Below are 19,432 nucleotides of genomic sequence, written 5' to 3' on the forward strand. Positions count from 1 at the left end.
AACGGATGTTGTTGCTAGGCAACCCCCTCCTTCCCGCTTTCCTACGCCCCCATCATCTGTCAGCATCGCCCAGCAATGCTCTTGGACATCATCGGCATTTCGACATCCGGGCGCAAACCGTGTCCGCCCTCACCCGCACATTATCCTCCCCCGCCAGGGGGAGGTGGCACGCGAAGCGTGACGGAGGGGGAGGTTGGCGATGCGCTCGGAAGGGTCGGCAAACGGCGGAGACAGCTTGAGAGCTGATCGCTGACCGCCCCCTCCGTCGCCTGCGGCGCCACCTCCCCCTAGCGGGGGAGGATTCGCGCCCTCGCCCGCACCCGCAAAAAACACCGCCGATGTCGCGACTTTAGCGCGTTTGGTGTGACCTTAGCGTGGCCTTACGCGCTCACCGATTCCGCCAACCAACTGCGCGCGCAGAAAAAAATCGGGGATGAAATCGACTGACGTGTGCAGCAGGTGGCTAGCGGACATTGCGCCTGAGCAGGTAAGCGTCCTGCGCTATCTGCTCCTCGACCGTGTAGAAGTGGTCTGGAACACCGTCCGCGGGCTTATAGTCGCCATAGCTGAGGCGTTCGTTATGCATTTGCATCGCCTGCTGCCACGACGAGGCCCAAATCTCGAACACGAAGTGCGAACCCGGCATTAAATCGGGGCGCATTTGGTCGGCCCGCTCTTGCACGGGGCCAAATTCGCCGCCGTCCTCATTCTGCCAGTATTCGTGCAATAGTTTGGCCATCACGTGGTCCTACGATGTCAGACGAATGTCCGCAGATAAGGCGATACCAGTCCCTCAATTTCCGACCAAAGCCCCCTCACCCCCGCTTGCGCGCCTGGCGGTACGTCCCCAGCACCCGCACCCATTTCGAATGGAACCCCAGTTCCTCCAGCGCATGGTCCAGCCCCGCCTCGCCCGGGCGTCCCTCGACATCGGCGTAGAATTCGGTTGCGGCAAAGCTGCCGCCGCGTTGATAGCTTTCCAGCTTGGTCATGTTGACGCCGTTGGTCGCAAAGCCGCCCATCGCCTTGTACAGCGCGGCGGGGACGTTTTTCACTTCGAAGATCAGCGTCGTCATCCACGCGCCCTCGCCGACCGGCGCATGACCCTCGCGCGCCAGCACCACAAAGCGCGTGGTGTTGTGCGCGGCATCGGCGATGTCGCTGGCGAGCGTCTGCAGCCCGTACAACGCCGCCGCCCCCGGCGGGGCGAGCGCCGCGAGCGTCGCGTCGCCGCGCTCCGCCACCAGCGCCGCCGCCCCCGCCGTATCGGGATAGGAAACCGGCACGATCCCCCGCTCACGCAGCCACAGCCGGCACTGGCCCAGCGCCTGCGGATGGCTCACCGCCTCGCGCACGCCATCGATCGCCCCCAGCCCCATCAGGGCGTAGCGAATGCCGAGGAAATGTTCGCCGGTGATCACCAGCCCCGACTCGGGCAGCAGGAAATGCATGTCGGCAACGCGACCGTGCAACGAATTCTCGATCGGGATGATCGCGCAATCGGCCCGCCCGTCACGCACCGCATCGATCGCATCGGCAAAATCGAAGCACGGCAGCGGCAGGCCGGTCGGGAAGGCTTCCAGCGCCGCGATATGCGAATTGGCCCCCGGCGCGCCCTGAAACGCTACGGCACGCGACGGCTCGGCGGCAGCGGCGGCGGTCATCTGGGCGACGAGCGCGCGGGCGGGTTCGGGGAAGGCTTCCATGGGCGCGGGGACGTAACGACCGCATTGCACCCCGGCAACCCTTCGCAGCCCCGCTATGGCGCGGCGGCAAACCGGCTTGCGATGCGCCCCCCACGAACCTATGGGACACGCAACATTGCGGCCCTATCGGGGGCCGATCGGCGACAGAGGCATAAGGCGAGACATGGACAACCGCACCAACACGATCGCAGGCTGGGTTCTGGGCAGCATGATGGTAGCCGTCGCGGCTGGCATCGGCGGCCATATGATCGTGCAGCCGATCAAGGCCGAAAAGGCCGGCTATCCGATCGAGGGTGCCGCCGAGGACGGCGGTGCCGGTGGCGCGGCCGTGCCCGACAAGCCGATCGCCGAATTGCTGGCGACCGCCGACACCGCGCACGGCACCGAAGTGTTCAAGAAGTGCAGCGCTTGCCACACCGTCGCGCAGGGCGGGGCCAACGGCATCGGCCCGAATCTGTGGGCGACCGTCGGCGAAGGCATTGCGCAGGGCAAGGCAGGCTATCCCTTCTCCGCTGCGCTGACGACCGCAGGTGCCGGCAAGAAGTGGGACTTCGAACAGCTCGACGCCTGGCTCAAATCGCCGCGTGGCTATGCCAATGGCACCAAGATGACCTTTGCCGGGCTGACCAGCGGTAAGGATCGCGCCGACGTGATCGCCTATCTCAACACGCAGGGCTCGAACCTGCCGCTCCCGGCGGCACCGGCTGGCGCGCCTGCCGCCACCGATGCGAAGGTCCCGCCGGCCGCCGGCGCCGCCGATCCGGGCGGCAAGGCAAGCGAGCCGACGGTAGGCATCGGCAGCAACACCACCGCCCCGGCGGCGGCTGGCAAGTAACACGCGTTTCGCCCCTCCCCTTCAGGGGAGGGGCTAAGACCGCCTCACTTGTCGCGATAAAATTCCTTCACCACCGCCCAGCCTTCCTCGGCGGTTTCGACGAAGGTGAAGATGCCAAGGTCCTTGGCCGACACCACGCCTTCCTCGACCAGCGCCTCGAAATTGACGACGCGCTCCCAGAATTTCCGACCGTAGAGCAGCACCGGGATCGGCGCGATCTTGCCGGTCTGGATCAGCGTCAGCAGCTCGAACAGTTCGTCGAACGTGCCGAACCCGCCCGGAAACGCCGCCAAAGCGCGGGCGTGGAGCAGGAAGTGCATCTTGCGCAGCGCGAAATAGTGGAACTGCATCGATAGCGCGGGCGTGACATAGGGGTTCGGCGCCTGTTCGTGCGGCAGCACGATGTTGAGCCCGATCGATTCGTATCCGGCCTCGGCGGCCCCACGATTCGCCGCCTCCATGATCGACGGGCCACCGCCCGAACACACGACGAAGTGGCGCTTGCCCTCCTCGTCGAGTGGAAAGGCACTGACCAATTGCGCCAGTTCATAGGCGACGGTGTAATATTTCGACTTCTCGACCAGGCTTTGCGCAATGCGGATCGCGGTATCGCCTTCGGCCTTTTCGAGCAGCGCCTGCGCTTTCACGGGCTCGGGAATGCGGGCCGATCCGTACATCACGAAGGTCGAGGCGATGTTCGCTTCGTCCATGATGAGCTGCGGCTTCAACAATTCGAGCTGGAAGCGGACCGGGCGCAGATCCTCGCGCAGCAGGAAATCCATGTCCTGAAAGGCGAGGCGGTAGGCCGGGTTTTCGGTTTGCGGCGTGCTGACGCCGGTCTTGGCGGTCTCGGCATCCTGGCGGGCGGGGGCGAAAACGCGCGATGGAACGTGGGTATCGTGGGCGGGCGTGTCTGTTTTGGGGATATCACTCATCCAGCGCCCCTAAGCCAAAATACCGCGCTTTTGAAGCCTAGCGGCAAAACCCCGCGCGATCGTCTTCGAGATGCAGATGGTTATAATGCGCCGCGTTGTAATCGGGGCTGAGCACCGTGCCGAAGCGCTTGCACGCCGACGCGCGAATCGCCCGCAGAAACCCCCGCGTGTCGGCATCACCGCCATTCCATCCCTGCTGCAGCGTAATTCGCCGTCCGTCCTTCAGCACGAATCCCGACACGTCGATCGCATTGGCGCTGGCATGCCCCGATAGCCTTCCGCCCGCCCCCGGGGCGCCCACCACCGCGCGACAGGCATAGCTTCCCATGCTCTCGATCCGCACCAGATCGCTCCCCAGCATCTGCCGCGCGGCGGGTGCCACGGCATGGTCGACCCAACCGGTGAAGCTGCGCGCGAGACCGCAGCGCATCGCCTTGATGTTGGTGACGGGCACGCCGATGTCGAGCAGCTGCAACGCGCCGATCACTTGACACCCGCCCCCATAATCGCGGTCGGGCAGCGGCGAAAACCGCACGTCCGCACGCGCCAGATCGGCAAAGCACGCCTGCGTCTCGCGGCTGGTCGGCAGGTTGAGCATGGCCGGCTTCGCCCCACCCAGTCGCGGCGGCGGACGCCGGTCGCTCCCGCCGCCCGATACGCAGGAGGCGAGCAGCACGGGTAACGCAAGGGCGGCAATGCGGCGCAGCATGGCAACGGGATACCCTGTACCCCTGCCCAACCGCTACCCCGCTTGCGACGAACGACTCACCGCTTGACCCGCCCCGCAAACTCTATACGGGCGGCAACGGGCCACGCGGTCCCAACGCCGCGCGTGCTCTCTGTGAGGAGAGACTACATGACTGACCTTCCTGCGCGTCCCGCGCATCTGCCTGCACGTCCCTATTTTTCGAGCGGACCGTGCGCCAAGCCTCCCGGCTGGACCCCGACATCGCTGGCAACCGAATCGCTGGGGCGCTCGCACCGCTCGAAGATCGGCAAGACGCGGCTGCAATATTGCATCGATCTGATGCGCGAACTGCTCAAGCTCCCCGATACGCATCGCATCGGCATCGTTCCCGGCTCCGACACCGGCGCCTATGAAATGGCGATGTGGACGATGCTGGGCGCAAAGCCGGTCACCGCGCTCGCCTGGGAAAGCTTCGGCGAAGGCTGGGTCACCGACGCGGTCAAGCAGCTCAAGATCGACCCCAATGTCGTGCGCGCCGATTATGGCCAGCTGCCTGATCTGAATGCGGTCGACTGGTCGAACGACGTGCTGTTCACCTGGAACGGCACGACCTCGGGCGTGCGCGTGCCGAACGCCGACTGGATCCCCGCTGACCGCGAGGGGCTGTCCTTCGCCGACGCGACCAGCGCGGTGTTTGCCTATGACATCGATTGGGACAAGATCGACGTTGCGACCTTCTCCTGGCAGAAGGTGCTGGGCGGCGAAGGCGCGCACGGCGTTCTGATCCTCGGCCCGCGTGCGGTCGAACGGCTCGAAAGCTACACCCCCGCTTGGCCGCTGCCCAAGGTGTTCCGCCTCGTGTCGAAGGGCAAGCTGACCGAAGGCGTGTTCAAGGGCGAGACGATCAACACCCCCTCGATGCTCGCGGTCGAGGATTGCATCGCCGCGCTCGAATGGGCGAAGACCGTCGGCGGCGCGGACGGGCTGATCGCGCGGAGCGACGCCAATGCCGCCGCGCTCAACCAGATCGTCGCGGACCGGCCGTGGCTCGGGCACCTCGCGGCGGATGCGGCGACGCGGTCAAAGACCAGCGTCTGCCTGACGGTCGAGGGCGCCGACGAGGCGTTCATCAAGGCGTTCGCCGGGTTGCTCGAAAAGGAGCACGCGGCGTATGACATTGCGGGCTACCGCGATGCACCGCCGGGCCTGCGCATCTGGTGCGGCGCGACCGTCGATACCGCCGATGTGGTCGCGCTCGGGCCGTGGCTCGACTGGGCTTATGCGACCGTGAAGGCCGCCTGAACCTTCTCCCTCTCCCCTTCAGGGGAGAGGGCCGGGAGAGGGGCAGTCCAGCACGCCACCCTCCCCGTATCCCACTTCCCCTCTCCCGCGCTTCGCTGCGCTCGCTTGCCCTCTCCCCGCCTGCGGGGAGAGGGGAAAAGAAAGGAACTCCCCATGCCAAAAGTCCTCATCTCCGACAAAATGGACCCCAAAGCCGCCCAGATCTTCCGCGAACGCGGCGTCGAGGTCGACGAGATCACCGGCAAGACCCCGGAAGAGCTGATCGCGATCATCGGCGACTATGACGGCCTCGCGATCCGCAGTTCGACCAAGGTGACCAAGGCGATCCTTGCTGCTGCGACCAACCTCAAGGTCATCGGCCGCGCCGGGATCGGCGTCGACAATGTCGATATCCCCGCGGCATCGGCGCAGGGCGTGGTCGTCATGAACACGCCGTTCGGCAATTCGATTACCACCGCCGAGCACGCCATCGCCTTGATGTTCGCCCTCGCGCGCCAGCTTCCCGAGGCCGACGCCTCGACCCAGGCCGGCAAGTGGGAGAAGAACCGCTTCATGGGCGTCGAAGTCACGTCCAAGACGCTCGGCCTGATCGGCGCGGGCAATATCGGCTCGATCGTTGCCGATCGCGCGCTAGGGCTGCGGATGAAGGTGATCGCGTTCGATCCGTTCCTGTCGCCCGAACGCGCGGTGGAGATCGGCGTGGAGAAGGTCGAGCTCGACGATCTGCTCGCGCGTGCCGATTTCATCACGCTCCACACGCCGCTGACCGACCAGACGCGCAACATCCTGTCGGCAGAAAATCTCGCCAAAACCAAAAAGGGCGTGCGCATCATCAATTGCGCGCGTGGCGGGCTGATCGACGAGGCAGCGCTCAAGGCGGGGCTCGATTCGGGCCATATCGGCGGTGCCGCACTCGACGTGTTCGTGCAGGAACCGGCCAAGGAATCGCCCCTGTTCGGCACGCCCAATTTCGTCTCGACCCCGCATCTCGGGGCCTCGACTGACGAAGCGCAAGTCAATGTCGCGATCCAGGTCGCCGAGCAGATGTCGGATTATCTGATGTCGGGCGGAGTCACCAACGCGCTCAACGTGCCGTCGCTCTCCGCCGAGGAAGCGCCGCGCCTGAAGCCGTACATGGCGCTCGCCGAGAAGCTCGGCAGCCTGGTCGGGCAGCTCACCACCGGGTCGATCGGTCGCATCTCGATCCACAGCGAGGGTGCCGCCGCCGAGCTCAACCAGAAGCCGATGGTCTCTGCCGTGCTTGCCGGGTTCCTGCGTACGCAGACCGACACGGTGAACATGGTCAACGCGCCCGTCCTCGCCAAGGAACGCGGCATGGAAGTCCGCGAAGTCCGCACCGAGCGTGAGGGCGATTACCACACGCTGCTGCGCGTTTCGGTCAAGACCGATGCCGGCGAGCGTTCGGTCGCGGGCACGCTGTTCGGCGATGCCGCGCCGCGCCTGGTCGAGCTGTTCGGGATCAAGGTCGAGGCCGATCTTGCCGGGCACATGCTGTATGTCGTCAATGAGGATGCGCCGGGCTTCATCGGTCGCCTGGGCTCGTTGCTTGGCGAACAAGGCGTCAACATCGGCACCTTCCACCTCGGTCGCCGCTCAGCCGGCGGTGAGGCGGTGCTGCTGCTCTCGGTCGATGATGCGGTGACACCGGAGCTCCTCGCCAAGGTCCGCGCGCTGGCTGGCGTGAAGACCGCGATGGGCTTGGCGTTTTAAGCAGGCGACGGTAGCCTCTTCTTCTCCCTCTCCCCTCAGGGGAGAGGGCCGGGGAGAGGGGCCGTGCCGCAAACCAATAAAGAGTTGCTCGCGCGCGCCAAATACATGCGCAGCAATCCCACCCCGGCAGAAGCACGCCTATGGTACAATCTCCGCGCCAAGCGCTTCGAGGCCATCAAGTTCAGCCACCAAGTCGTCATCTACCCCTACATTGCCGACTTCGTCGCGCGCTCGCGAAAGTTCGTGATCGAGGTTGACGGCGATACCCACGCAAGCGACGGAGCCTATGATGCCCGCCGCACTGCGTGGCTGGAAAACCAAGGGTATTGCGTGATCCGCTTCTCCAACGCCGACGTGATGGGAAATCTCGGTGGCGTTCTCGAAGCAATCAGCGTTGCGCTTGGTACTGCCCCTCTCCCCGGCCCTCTCCCCGACGGGGAGAGGGAGAAGGACGTTCGATGACCACCGCTCTCCTCCCCACCGGTTTCCGCGACCGGCTCCCCCCTTTCGCCGATGCCGCCGCGCGACTCGAACAGGCGGTGCTCGGCACGGCCTATGCGCATGGCTATGAACGCGCCGATCCGGCGCTGGCCGAATTCGAAGCAGGACTCGCCGGGCGCCTGAAAGCGGCGCGCGCGCAGGATGCGGTGCGCTTCGTCGATCCGGTGAGCCAGGCGACGCTGGCGATCCGGCCCGACATGACCGCACAGATCGGCCGCATCGCCGCAACGCGGATGGCGCACCACCCACGCCCGGTGCGGTTGTCCTATGCTGGCCCCGTGCTGAAACTGCGCGCCTCGCAGCTCTCGCCCGACCGTGAAATGCGCCAGATCGGCTGTGAACTGATCGGGCTCGACACCGTCGCCGCCGCGCGCGAGATCGTCGAAGTCGTGGTCGCGGCGCTGACCGCGGCGGGCGTCGCCGACGTGTCGATCGATTTTACTCTGCCCGATTTGATCGACGTGCTGGCGGGCGGTCCGTTCCCGGTCGATCCGGCGCAAATCCAAGCGTTGCGCGACCGACTCGACGCCAAGGATGCGGGCGGCGTCGCGGCGATCGCCCCGGCCTATCTCCCGCTCATTGCCGCCGCTGGCCCCTTCTTCGAGGCGCATGACCGGCTGTGTGCGTTCGATGCGGGCGGGGCGCTGACCTCGCGGCTCGATGCGCTGTGGCAGATCGCCGATGGCCTCAAGGGCCGCGTCGCGCTGACGCTCGATCCGACCGAGCGGCACGGCTTCGAATTCCAGAGCTGGCTCGGTTTCTCGATCTTCGCGGGGGGCTTACGCGGCGAAATCGGGCGCGGCGGCACCTATACGATCCTGCACGAAGACGGCGCGGAGGAAGCCGCCGTCGGCTTCTCGCTCTATGCCGACGCCATCGTCGCGGCGGGCCTTGCCGACACCGACCGCCGCCGCCTGTTCGTGCCGCTCGGCACCGATCCGGCGCTGACGGCAAGGATGCGCGGCGAAGGCTGGGTCACGGTCGCGGCGCTGGAGGCTGGCGATACGCCTAAGGCGCAGCTTTGCACGCACTTGCTGGCGGACGGCGAAGCACGGTCGCTCTAACCTACCGCACGAAGTGGCGCTTCAGATACGCATCGACCAGCGCGGTTGCGGGATAATCGGGTTCGCCGAGCTTGCGGTTGATCTCCATATGGCCGCGCAGCCCCTTGCCCTCGACCGCCTTCACCTCGGCTGGTGTGCCTGCCGCGCGCAGCGCCGCGCCGAGCGCGGTCGATTGCGCCGTGCCGTCGTCGCGCGCGATGTGGAGGATCAGGAAATCGGGGGCATTGGGTGCGGCGACCTGAAAGGTCGGGGACAGCGCTTTCTGCCGGGCGGGATCGCTGCCGAACGCCTGCACATAGGTGTCGTGCATGAAATTACCGCCCTCGGCGATCTGGCGCGGCACGTCATACGCCGCCCCGTCGAGCAGGATCACGCCGCGCACGGCAGCGGGCTTCATTCCGGCCTTGGCGAAGTAGCGCGGATCGGTGCCGACCAGCGCCGCCAGATGCGCACCCGCGCTATGCCCCATCAGCACGATGCGGGTTGGGTCGAACCCCAGCTTCGCGGCTTGTCCGCGCAGCGCGGCCACCGCATCGGCGACGTCCTGCGCTTGCTGTTCGACCGTTGCGGCAGGAACCAGCCGATAATCGATCGACGCGAAGGCGTACCCCGCCGCGAGCGAATGCGAGACCTTGGCCGCGCCGGTGGTGTTCGACTTGTCGCCGCGCTTCCATCCGCCGCCGTGGACGAAGATCACCAGCGGTGCGTCGGGCGCCTTTGCACGCCAGAAATCGAGATGCTGGAGCGGATCGGCACCATAAGCGATGTCGGTCTTGCCGGGCACCGGGGCCTCCTGCGTCCGCCCCTCCATGCGCTGCTCCATCCGCTGCGCGATCCGTTCGCGGAAGCTCTGGCGTGCCTCGGCAGGCGTGAAAGCGATGGCGGCGACAAGCACGGGCACAAGCAGGCGGATCATGGCGGCGTCCCTCGATCGTTACGCATCCAGCTATCGTGGCCCAGCAAACCGGGTCAAACGATCAAGTGTAACAGATTGTAGGGGGTGGACGCTTGCGCCCGCTCTACCTAGGGAAAGGCCGATTTCCGGCACACCCTGAAAGGTGGACAATTGGCCAACGTAGCAGTGATCGGCGCCCAATGGGGCGATGAAGGCAAAGGCAAGATCGTCGACTGGCTCGCCGAGCGCGCCGATGTCGTCGTGCGCTTTCAGGGCGGGCACAACGCCGGGCATACGCTCGTCGTTGGCGAGAAGGTGTATAAGCTCTCCTTGCTGCCCTCGGGCATCGTGCGCGGGACGCCGTCGGTGATCGGCAATGGCGTGGTGCTCGATCCGTGGGCGCTGAAGGCCGAGGTCGAGAAATTGCGCGGGCAAGGCGTGACGATCACGCCTGACACGCTGATGGTGTCGGATACCTGCGCGCTGATCCTCCCCTTCCACCGCGATCTCGATTCGCTGCGCGAGGATGCAAGCGGCGCTGGCAAGATCGGCACGACGCGGCGCGGGATTGGTCCGGCGTATGAGGACAAGGTCGGGCGGCGGGCGATCCGCGTCTGCGACCTCGCGCATCTCGACGCGCTCGGGCCGCAACTCGATCGGCTGACCGCACACCACGACGCGCTGCGCGCTGGCTTTGGCGAGCCGCCGGTAGACCGCGAAGCCCTGATCGCCGAGCTGCGCGAGATTGCGCCGTTCGTATTGCCGTTCGCCAAGCCGACGTGGCGCGATCTCAATGCCCTTCGCGCACGCGGGCGGCGGATTCTGTTCGAGGGCGCGCAAGGCGTGCTGCTCGACGTCGATCACGGGACCTATCCATTCGTCACCTCGTCAAACACGATCGCGGGGACCGCGGCGGGCGGATCGGGCCTTGGGCCGAGTGCGGTCGGCTTCGTGCTCGGCATCGCCAAGGCGTATACGACCCGCGTCGGCTCCGGCCCCTTCCCGACCGAGCTCGAGGATGCGACCGGCGAACGGCTGGGCGAGCGCGGCCATGAATTTGGCACGGTGACGGGTCGCAAGCGGCGCTGCGGTTGGTTCGACGCCGTACTGGTGCGGCAATCGGCGGCGGTCGGCGGCATTACCGGGATCGCGCTGACCAAGATCGACGTGCTCGATGGGTTCGATGAAGTGCGGATCTGCACCGGCTACAGCCTGCGTGGCGAGACGCTCGATTATTATCCGGCGCATGCCGCCGACCAGGCCGACGTGGTGCCGATCTACGAGACGATGCCGGGCTGGCAGGAAACCACCGCAGGTGCGCGCAGCTGGGCCGATCTGCCGGCGCAGGCGATCAAATACATCCGCCGGATCGAAGAGCTGATCCGCTGCCCCGTCGCTTTGGTCTCGACCAGCCCGGAACGCGAGGACACGATCCTGGTGCGCGATCCCTTCGCCGACTGATACGAAAAGCCCCGGCCCTGCGGGTGCAGGACCGGGGCCAAACGCATAATCCGCCAGGCGCCGATTACATCGGCTTCTTTTTGGTCTTCTTCGTCGTCGTGGTGGTCGTCGATTCGCCCGGGGTCTGCGTCGTCATGGTCTGATCCGCGGGCGAAGTGGTCGGTGTTGCCATCGGATCAGGCGACGTCGGGGTCGGCTGCTGGATCGTGCTCGGGGGGACGTCGGTCGTCGTGGGCGCAGGGGTGGTCGTTGGTGCGGTCGGCATCGTTTGCGGCTCGCCAGGGGCGGGTGCCGTGGTCTGGGCAAGTGCTGCGGTCGAGAGTGTGGCAGCGGCTATGCCGGCCAGAAGTGCGATACGCATAAAAATAGTCCTTTCGGTACAATGACCATCGAGGTCGCACCTAACAACGCACCATAAATCGTGCGGTCGCTCCTTTTATCCCTTCAGCAGAACGGATTGCCGGGTTATCCGACTTGCCCGCGATGCCGGAGTTTATGGTCCGCCAGAACCAGCGCTACCATCGCCGCTACCACCGGTGCGCCACGAATCCCAACGCACGGATCGTGCCTACCCTTGGTCAGGATTTCGGTCGCGGCTCCACTCCGGTCGATCGTCTCGACAGGGGTCAGGATCGACGAGGTCGGCTTGAACGCGACGCGTAAGCGTATCGGCTGCCCGGTCGAGATACCACCGGCAATGCCGCCGGCGTGATTGGCGAGGAATTCGGGGCCGTCAGCGCCGGGGCGCATGGCGTCGGCATTGTCCTCGCCCCGCAAGATCGCCGCGCCAAAGCCATCGCCGATCTCCACGCCCTTGACCGCGTTGATCCCCATACACGCCGCCGCAAGATCGGCGTCGAGCTTGGCATAGAGCGGCGCGCCCCATCCGGCGGGGACGCCAGTCGCGGAACAGCCGATCACCGCACCGAGCGAAGACCCCGCCTTGCGCGCGGTGTCGACCAATCCCTCCCACCGCGCCGCGGCGGCGGCGTCGGGGCAGAAAAAGGGGTTACGATCGATCTCGCTCGCATCGAAATTGGCCGGGTCGATCGCATCGCCGCCGATCGCCTCAACCCACGCGGTGATCGTCACTTCGGGGATGACCAGCCGCGCTACCGCGCCTGCAGCAACACGCGACGCCGTCTCACGCGCCGAGGAGCGCCCGCCGCCGCGATAATCGCGGAAACCGTATTTGGCGTCATAGGCATAGTCGGCGTGGCCGGGGCGGTAGGCTTTGGCGACCTCCGAATAGTCCTTCGAGCGCTGATCGACATTCTCGATCATCAGGCTGATCGGGGTGCCGGTGGACTTGCCCTCGAACACGCCCGACAGGATGCGGACCTGGTCCGGCTCCTGCCGCTGCGTGGTGAAGCGCGAGGTGCCGGGGCGACGTTGATCGAGGAAAGGCTGGATGTCGTCCTCGCTGATAGCGATCCCCGGCGGGCACCCGTCCACCACCGCGCCGATCGCCGGACCGTGCGATTCGCCCCAGGTCGTGAAGCGGAAGAGGTGGCCGAAGGTGTTGAAGCTCATCAGGCCAGCGCGATATCCGGCGCGTCCTCGGCTTTCATGCCGATCACGTGATAGCCTGCATCGACGTGATGCGTTTCGCCCGTCACGCCGCTTGCAAGGTCGGACAAAAGATACAGCCCCGCACCGCCGACATCCTCGATCGTGACGTTGCGCTTCAAGGGCGAATTGAGCTCGTTCCACTTGAGGATCAGGCGGAAATCGCCGATCCCGCTCGCGGCCAGTGTCTTGATCGGCCCGGCCGAGATCGCGTTGACGCGGATGTTGTCCCGGCCCAGATCGACCGCGAGATATTGCACGCTTGTCTCCAGCGCCGCCTTCGCCACGCCCATAACGTTGTAATGCGGGATGACCTTCTCAGCACCATAATAGCTGAGCGTCAGCAACGCACCGCCATTGGGCATCATCGCCGCCGCCCGCTTGCACACCGCGACGAAGGAATAAACCGAGACGTTCATCGTCATCAGGAAATTGTCGAGGCTGGTGTCGACATAACCGCCGCGCAGCTCGTTCTTGTCGGAAAAGCCGATCGCGTGGACGACGAAGTCGATCGTCGGCCATTCCACAGCCAGCGCCTCGAACGTGGCGTCCAGCGCGCCCATGTCCGCCACGTCGCAATCGAACAACCGGGCGACTCCAAGCTGCTCGGCAAGCGGGCGCACGCGCTTTTCCATCGCTTCGCCCTGATAGCTGAACGCCAGCTCGGCCCCCGCCTCGCTCAGCTTCTTGGCAATGCCCCAGGCGAGCGAGCGATCATTGGCGAGACCCATGATCAGCCCGCGTTTGCCTGCCATCAATTCCATCACGCGCTCGTCGCCTCCGTCAGTTTCCGCGCGGTCTCTACTCCCGGTTCGGGGGGTTCCGCCAGTGCCGCGTTCAAATGCGCACCAAAGACGATGCCCAGCCCCACCAAAAAGAAGAACAACAGCGCCACGATCACCCCGGCCAGGCTGCCATAGGTCAGGCTGTAATCCGACAGCGAGGACAGGATGATCGGCAGCAAAGCCGTGATCGACACCCACCACGCGGCGGTGAATAGCGCGCCCGGCCATTTGGGACATTTGCTCAAGCGGTACTTTGACGGGGTGACCGAAAAGAACAGCATATACAGCGCGATAAACATGACGAGACCGGGCACAATCCGCGACAGGCCGATCCACCCCGCGACATCCTGCGCGAACGGGAGGAGCGCATAGACGAAGCGCTCTGCGGCGGTGAGCAGACCCTGCACCAGGAACGAGAACAGCGCGACCACCACCGAGACGACGATAACGAGCATCGAGCTCAGCCGATAATGCCAGAACGGCTTGCTCGATTTGACCCCGTAAGCGCGGCGGAAAATGTCGCGGATCGTCTCGACGAAACTGCCGACCGACCATAAGGCAACGATCCCGCCGATCCACAGCAAAGACCCGGTGCGCGCCGCCAGCACGTCGTGAATCGGCTTTTCGAGCAGCTCACCGACATTGGGCGGCAGGACGTGGAGGAAGGAAGCGACCGCGCGTTGGGTCTCGGTACTTTGGCCAAGCAAAGACGCGATCGCTGCGGCCAGGATGAAGAACGGAAACACCGTCAGCAGCGCAAGATAGGCGAGGTTGCCGGCGTGGATGAACCCGTCCGAAAACACGCCGATCACGACGCGGCGGAATACCTGCCACGCCCGCATCGGCAGCCGCGCGGCGGGCGGCACGTCGTCGGGCTGTACCCCCGCTTCGCCGTGCGCAGCACGCTCTTCGGGCGAGACGGGGGAAATATCACTCATCGACGCAGGCTCCTTGCGGGCGTCAGACGCCCAGCCCGCCGCGCGGGTTCCGCAAGTCCTTGTCTTTCCACGCCGTGACGAATTCGATCAGCGCGTCGTCATCGACCGGCAAATCGACCATCAGCGTGACGAGCTGATCGCCGCGCGTTCCGTCCTTGCGATGAAAGCCGCGCCCGCGCAGCCGCAGCGTCTTGCCCGAGCTTGACCCCTTGGGCACCGTTAGCATCACCGCGCCCTCGGGCGTCGGGACGCGCACGCTCGCGCCCAACACCGCCTCGGACAGGCTGATCGGCAGGTCGAGCCGGACATCGTCGCCTGCGCGCTCGAAGAATTTGTGCGGCAGGACGGTGAGCGTGACGATCCCGTCACCGTTGCCGCCCGGCCCCGGCTGGCCCTTGCCCGTTAGCCGCATCTGCGCGCCGCTTTCGAGCCCGGCGGGCAGTTTGAGGTCGATCGTCTTGCCGTCACCCAGCGTGATCCGCTGCGGCTTGGAGGTCACCGCATCGATGAACGCCACGTCGAGCTTGTAGAGGATGTTGCCGCCCTTTTCGCGGGCACGCCCGAAGCCACCCGCGAAACCGCCGCGCCCGGTGCTCGAAAACATATTCTCGAAAATGTCGCTGAGGTCTGGCCCGTCGGCCTGAAAACCGCCGCCACCGGGGCCGGGGCGGAAGCCGCCGGGATTGCCGCCACCGCCGCCGAACCCGAAGGGCGAGGTCGGATTGCCGTCGCCGTCGATCTCACCCCGATCGAAGCGCGCGCGTTTGTCCTTGTCGTTCAGCAGATCATAGGCGTTGGTGACCGAACTGAAGCGGTCGCTCGCCTTGGGATTGTCCTTGTTTTTGTCAGGATGCAGCTCTTTCGCAAGCTTGCGATACGCCTTCTTGATCTCCGCTTCGGTTGCGGTGCGGGCGACGCCCAATGTCGTATACGGATCGGCCACGTTTTACCCCAATGTCCTGTGCCGCCTATTTGGGGGATCGGCACCGAGAGTGCAACGCGGGGGTGCGAGCAACAGCTGTGCTCCCTACTTTCGCCCAAGGGTATCCAGCGGGCTCGAATCGAGATGCCCGAGAATCCGCTTCAGTGCCGCGATGTTCTTTTCGTCTTCGGCGCTGTCGAGCGCATCCTGCAACACCGTGCGGATTTGGTCGGGCCCGACCCGCTCCATCTCCCAATTCGGATACAGACGGTCGCGCTTCTCCACACTCCGGTCCAGCGCGACGATGTCGTGATGGCGCGGATCGCCATGAAGGCTCGCGATCAAATTCTGCACCTGCGAAGGCGGCCCTTCAATCCATTGGAAGAAAATGCCACTGCCAAAAACCAGCACGCCGGTGATGCCGCGGTCGGCATTGCTCCGCTGAGCCCATTCGATGAGGCGGTCGACTTCCATGTCGTCGACGCTTTCGGCGGCACGACTGCAATATACAAAGGTTTCGAGAAGGGGCGCGGCGTGATCCAGGTCTGTGTCGCCTGGAAAACCGAATTCATCAAACATCATCTGGCTCGTTTTATCTGTGGCGGGCGGGCCGTGCCATCCGGTGGGTCGGCACCGGGTTAGCGCATCTTTCTGATTTGGATAAGGAAGCATTGCAGGCCCCGCTACCCCTACCCCTACCCCTACCCCTACCCCACCATCTCCGGCGCGACATCGACGCTGACATCCATCTTCTGCGCGCTCGAACCCAACACGACGCCGTCGATCGGCGCGATTTCGCCATAGTCGCGGCCGATTGCCATCACGATGTGGTCGCCCGCCATCCAGATGCCGTTGGTCGGATCGACCCCGACCCAGCCGAGTTCGGCGCCGCACCATAGCAGCACCCAGGCGTGCGTCGCATCTGCGCCGACCAGCCGCGCTTGCCCCGGTGGCGGGATCGTGCGGATATAGCCCGAGGCGTAGGCCGCGGGCAGGCCCGCCGCGCGCAGGCCCGTGATCATGATCTGCGCGAAATCCTGGCACACGCCGCCGCGCTTCATGAACGCCTCGTGCGGAGGGGTGTCGACCAGGGTCGCGGTGGGATCGAACGCGAAATCGTTCTGGATGCGCTGCGCCAGCGCGATCGCGGCGTCGAGCGCGGGGCGGTCGGGCTGCAGATCCTGCGCGCACCACTGCGCGATATCGCGGTCGAGCGGGATCAGCGGCGAGGGGAAGAGGTAACTGGCCGGGCCAGCCGGCGACGGATCGCGACTGGCGCGCGCGGCGGCGGCGATCTCAGCCAGCGCGGGCGATCCGTTCGCGGGCATCGGCACGGGGCGGTCGACCGCGATGCGCGACACGCTTTCGATCGTCAGATGCCGCACCGGCTCGTCCACCACCATCCGCATGACATTGGCGAGCCCCGCCTCCGCCCGCGCTGGGGATACGCGGCCCGAGGGCGAGATGGTAAGCTGGTAATCGAGCAGATCCTGTCCCGACCAGTGGATCGGCTTGAGGCGCAGGTTGCAGCGCGCAAACTTGACGTTCGCCCCGTAATCGAAGCGGGTGATATGGCGGATTTCGTAGATCAAGCGAGTGTCATCCCTGCCGCCCGCAGCGGTTCGGCACCCTGCAGGAAATAGCGCCGGGCAATCGCCTCCGACAATTGGAACAACCGCCGCTCGACATCCCCCAAAACCTCGGCGTCAAGCGCTGCCGCCGTCGCGGTCGAGACAATCGCGGTCAGCACACTGCCCTGCGCTTGTTGCGGCTCCTCCATCCCGTCATCCTCAAGCACCGGCAACGCCGCCAAATGCTCGCAGATCCGGCAGATCTGGAACGCCAGCGAGCGCGGATTGCCGGGGTCGAGTGCGACCAGATCGACCACGGGCACCCGCGCGATGCCGGTCAGATAGCGCTGGCGATAGCTGATCTGGCTGTCCGCGAGATCGAGCAGGGTGGAGAGATCGTCGAGGCTCGCTTGCGCCATGCCGAACGCCCGCACCGCCCGCGTCACCGTCTGCGCGCGCTCCAGCCGGCGCCCGAGATCGTGGAAGCGCCACGCGGCGGTCCGCCCCATATGCTCGGCCGAGAGGCCCGACAGTGCGGCGTAGCGGCGCTGCAGCGATCCGGCGCGTTCGAGCATCACACCTTTGCTAGGGTAAGGCGCATCAAGCAGCCGCACGACATCCGCCGCGAGCCGATCACGCGAGCCCTGCCCGATCCCACGCGCGAGGCGGTTGATCGCGCGAACGCTGTGCCAGTCTCCATCCTCCATCGCGGTACGCGCGAACGCCGACAGATCGGCACGGCGCAGCGACGGCGGATGCGGCGCGCCGCCGGCGTTGACCACGAGCCCGACCAGCCGCCCGACTGTTTCCGAGGCGAGTGCCGCACCCGCATCGGCGTCGATCGAATTGCCGAGCATCACGCGGATGACGCCAAGCAGCGCCTCGCCGCGTTCGAGATAGCGTCCGAGCCAGAAGAAATTGTCGGCGACGCGGCTGGGCAGCGTGCCGGGGTTGCGGCGGACGTGGACGGTATCGGCGGGGGGGAGCAGCGACATCGGCGCGACTTCCTCGCCCCCATGCACCACGACATCGGCCGACCAGCACCCCTCGCCCATCACCGACGCGCGCGGATCGGGATGCTCCGCAATCCGCGCGAAACCGCCGGGCAATACGGTCCACGCGCCATCGCTGCCGCGCGCGGCGAACACGCGCAAGGTGAAGGGCCGCGCGGCAAGGCCGGTGTCGGTGACGACCGGCATGGTCGAGAGCCGGACGATTTCCTGCCCGACATAATCCTGCGGGCGGCGCTGCATGTCGTCGATCAGGGCAGCGCGTGCAGGGCCGGTGATGTCGACGCCGGGGAGCGCGATCCCGTCTGGCAAGCCGAGCGGGGCGACGCCGAACGCGGGGCCGATCAACAAATGGTCGAAATTCTCGATCACGCTCGCGCACGCTTGGTCCTGACCGCACCACCACGTTGCGATATTGGGCAGGATCAACTCCTGCCCGGTCTCGGATGCGCAAAGTCGCGGGAGGAATGCGCCGAACGCTGCCGATTCGAGCACGCCCGCGCCCGGCACGTTTGCAATCACGACATTCCCCGCGGCGGCGGCATCAATCAGACCGGCCACGCCGATGTGCGAATGCGAATCGAACGCCAGCGGATCGAGCAAGCGCGGGTCGACGCGGTGCCACAGCGCATCGATCCGCTTCAGCCCGCCGATCGTGCGGATATAGAGCTTGTCCTCCAGCGCGGCGAGATCGGCGCCCTCCACCAGCAGGAAGCCGAGATAGCGCGCCAAATGCGCCTGCTCGGCATAGCTTGCGGAGTAACGCCCCGGCGTCAGCAGCCCGATCCGCGGCTCGACCCGGCGGCAGGCGGCAGCGAGGCCATCGCGAAACGCCGCGAAAAAGGATGCGTGGCGCTGCACGTTTAGCCGCGCTTGCAACCCGCCCAGCGTGCGCGCGATGGCCAGCCGGTTTTCGAGCGCATAGCCCGCCCCGGCAGGGCTACGCAGATGGTCGGCCAGCACGCGCCATTCGCCATCGGGCCCGCGCCCGAGATCGACCGCGATGAATTGCAGGTGATGCCCGCCCGGCGGCACCAGCCCCGCCATCGGCCGCAGGAAGAAAGGCGATCCGCCGACCAACGCCGCCGGGATCAGGCCGCGCGCAACCAACGTCGCATCGCCATACAGATCGGCGATGACATGTTCGAGCAGGTCGGCGCGTTGCACGATTCCCGCCGCGATCGTGCGCCATTCCTCCGCCGCGATCATCAGCGGGATCGGCGACAGCGGCCAGGGGCGTTCCTCGCTTTCGCCGATGATGCGGAATCCGGTCCCAATGTCCTCGGCATGGCGCTGGACGCGGTCGCGCGCCTGTCCGAGATCGTCGCCCGCGACTGCTGCCAGTTCCTCGAACATCGTGCTCCAGGACGGATCGTCGCTCAGTACGTCGCCACTCGCGGTCCGTGCACGATAGTCAGAGATCCAGCGCGCGGCATGCGTGGCGTGGTCGAGCAATGAGGGGGCGACAGCTGTTGCCATTCGAATGTTTCAGTCCCCGCCAGCGTCGGCGCGACATGGC

At 66.0% G+C, this 19,432-nt stretch carries 19 protein-coding genes; 6 read left to right on the forward strand and 13 right to left on the reverse strand.

All coding sequences use genetic code 11. The features are described 5' to 3' along the window. Positions 1–463: 463 nt before the first annotated feature. Together HMP06_RS09765 and HMP06_RS09770 are read right to left on the reverse strand one after the other, a co-directional pair. Entirely contained in the window at positions 464–739 is a 276-nt protein-coding gene (locus HMP06_RS09765) for a hypothetical protein (RefSeq protein WP_176496918.1), read from the reverse strand. A 76-nt stretch (positions 740–815) separates the two neighbouring features. After that, the gene (locus tag HMP06_RS09770; protein WP_176496919.1) at positions 816–1,706 is read right to left on the reverse strand and encodes a prephenate dehydratase; all 891 of its coding nucleotides are present in this window, start codon (positions 1,704–1,706) and stop codon (positions 816–818) included. Between the two features lie 163 nt (positions 1,707–1,869). Between HMP06_RS09770 and HMP06_RS09775 the strand changes: the two genes are divergently transcribed. Then, positions 1,870–2,541, forward strand: a complete 672-nt coding sequence (locus tag HMP06_RS09775) for a c-type cytochrome (protein WP_176496920.1) — start codon at positions 1,870–1,872, stop codon at positions 2,539–2,541. A gap of 44 nt (positions 2,542–2,585) precedes the next feature. Here the strand turns inward: HMP06_RS09775 and HMP06_RS09780 are convergent, their stop codons facing one another. Both HMP06_RS09780 and HMP06_RS09785 read right to left on the reverse strand, forming a co-directional pair. Next, entirely contained in the window at positions 2,586–3,476 is an 891-nt protein-coding gene (locus HMP06_RS09780; RefSeq protein WP_176496921.1) for an LOG family protein, read from the reverse strand. 37 nt (positions 3,477–3,513) lie between these two features. Beyond that, a complete protein-coding gene (locus HMP06_RS09785) occupies positions 3,514–4,185 on the reverse strand; it encodes an extensin family protein (protein WP_176496922.1) in 672 nt (223 codons plus the stop codon). Between the two features lie 147 nt (positions 4,186–4,332). On the opposite strand from HMP06_RS09785, the gene HMP06_RS09790 reads away from it, so the two are divergent. The 4 genes from HMP06_RS09790 (at position 4,333) to HMP06_RS09805 (ending at position 8,762) form a co-directional block, all read left to right on the forward strand. Then, positions 4,333–5,466 carry a phosphoserine transaminase gene (locus HMP06_RS09790; RefSeq protein ID WP_176496923.1) on the forward strand — a complete coding sequence of 378 codons (1,134 nt, stop codon included), beginning with the start codon at positions 4,333–4,335 and terminating at the stop codon, positions 5,464–5,466. A 153-nt stretch (positions 5,467–5,619) separates the two neighbouring features. Further along, complete coding sequence (gene serA / locus HMP06_RS09795) at positions 5,620–7,197, forward strand: phosphoglycerate dehydrogenase (protein ID WP_176496924.1); 1,578 nt, start codon at positions 5,620–5,622, stop codon at positions 7,195–7,197. Positions 7,198–7,260: 63 nt separating this feature from the next. Beyond that, entirely contained in the window at positions 7,261–7,659 is a 399-nt protein-coding gene (locus HMP06_RS09800) for an endonuclease domain-containing protein (protein WP_176496925.1), read from the forward strand. After that, positions 7,656–8,762 carry an ATP phosphoribosyltransferase regulatory subunit gene (locus HMP06_RS09805; protein WP_176496926.1) on the forward strand — a complete coding sequence of 369 codons (1,107 nt, stop codon included), beginning with the start codon at positions 7,656–7,658 and terminating at the stop codon, positions 8,760–8,762. Before HMP06_RS09800 ends, HMP06_RS09805 begins: the two co-directional genes overlap by 4 nt. A 1-nt stretch (position 8,763) precedes the next feature. Here HMP06_RS09805 and HMP06_RS09810 read toward each other — a convergent pair whose 3' ends face one another. Beyond that, positions 8,764–9,573 carry an alpha/beta fold hydrolase gene (locus tag HMP06_RS09810; protein ID WP_443026512.1) on the reverse strand — a complete coding sequence of 270 codons (810 nt, stop codon included), beginning with the start codon at positions 9,571–9,573 and terminating at the stop codon, positions 8,764–8,766. Positions 9,574–9,828: 255 nt separating this feature from the next. On the opposite strand from HMP06_RS09810, the gene HMP06_RS09815 reads away from it, so the two are divergent. Next, positions 9,829–11,118: an adenylosuccinate synthase gene (locus tag HMP06_RS09815; protein ID WP_176496928.1), complete on the forward strand. Its 1,290-nt coding sequence runs from the start codon at positions 9,829–9,831 to the stop codon at positions 11,116–11,118. Positions 11,119–11,182: 64 nt separating this feature from the next. Here HMP06_RS09815 and HMP06_RS09820 read toward each other — a convergent pair whose 3' ends face one another. From HMP06_RS09820 to HMP06_RS09855, 8 genes are all read right to left on the reverse strand, one after another. Further along, positions 11,183–11,479 (reverse strand): hypothetical protein, encoded by a 297-nt coding sequence (locus HMP06_RS09820; RefSeq protein WP_176496929.1) that lies wholly within the window; start codon positions 11,477–11,479, stop codon positions 11,183–11,185. Positions 11,480–11,583: 104 nt separating this feature from the next. After that, complete coding sequence (gene aroC, locus HMP06_RS09825; protein ID WP_176496930.1) at positions 11,584–12,651, reverse strand: chorismate synthase; 1,068 nt, start codon at positions 12,649–12,651, stop codon at positions 11,584–11,586. Further along, positions 12,651–13,442, reverse strand: a complete 792-nt coding sequence (gene fabI / locus HMP06_RS09830) for an enoyl-ACP reductase FabI (protein WP_269473429.1) — start codon at positions 13,440–13,442, stop codon at positions 12,651–12,653. Before fabI ends, aroC begins: the two co-directional genes overlap by 1 nt. An 8-nt stretch (positions 13,443–13,450) precedes the next feature. Continuing rightward, complete coding sequence (locus HMP06_RS09835) at positions 13,451–14,410, reverse strand: YihY/virulence factor BrkB family protein (protein WP_176496932.1); 960 nt, start codon at positions 14,408–14,410, stop codon at positions 13,451–13,453. Between the two features lie 22 nt (positions 14,411–14,432). Further along, complete coding sequence (locus HMP06_RS09840) at positions 14,433–15,353, reverse strand: DnaJ C-terminal domain-containing protein (protein WP_176496933.1); 921 nt, start codon at positions 15,351–15,353, stop codon at positions 14,433–14,435. A gap of 84 nt (positions 15,354–15,437) precedes the next feature. Further along, positions 15,438–15,914, reverse strand: a complete 477-nt coding sequence (locus HMP06_RS09845) for a BLUF domain-containing protein (protein WP_197940677.1) — start codon at positions 15,912–15,914, stop codon at positions 15,438–15,440. 125 nt (positions 15,915–16,039) lie between these two features. Further along, a complete protein-coding gene (locus HMP06_RS09850; protein ID WP_176496934.1) occupies positions 16,040–16,924 on the reverse strand; it encodes a transglutaminase family protein in 885 nt (294 codons plus the stop codon). After that, positions 16,921–19,392 (reverse strand): circularly permuted type 2 ATP-grasp protein, encoded by a 2,472-nt coding sequence (locus HMP06_RS09855; RefSeq protein WP_176496935.1) that lies wholly within the window; start codon positions 19,390–19,392, stop codon positions 16,921–16,923. Before HMP06_RS09855 ends, HMP06_RS09850 begins: the two co-directional genes overlap by 4 nt. Positions 19,393–19,432: the final 40 nt, after the last annotated feature.

The sequence above is a fragment of the Sphingomonas sp. HMP6 genome (assembly GCF_013374095.1).
In the GTDB taxonomy this organism is placed as follows: Bacteria; Pseudomonadota; Alphaproteobacteria; order Sphingomonadales; family Sphingomonadaceae; genus Sphingomonas.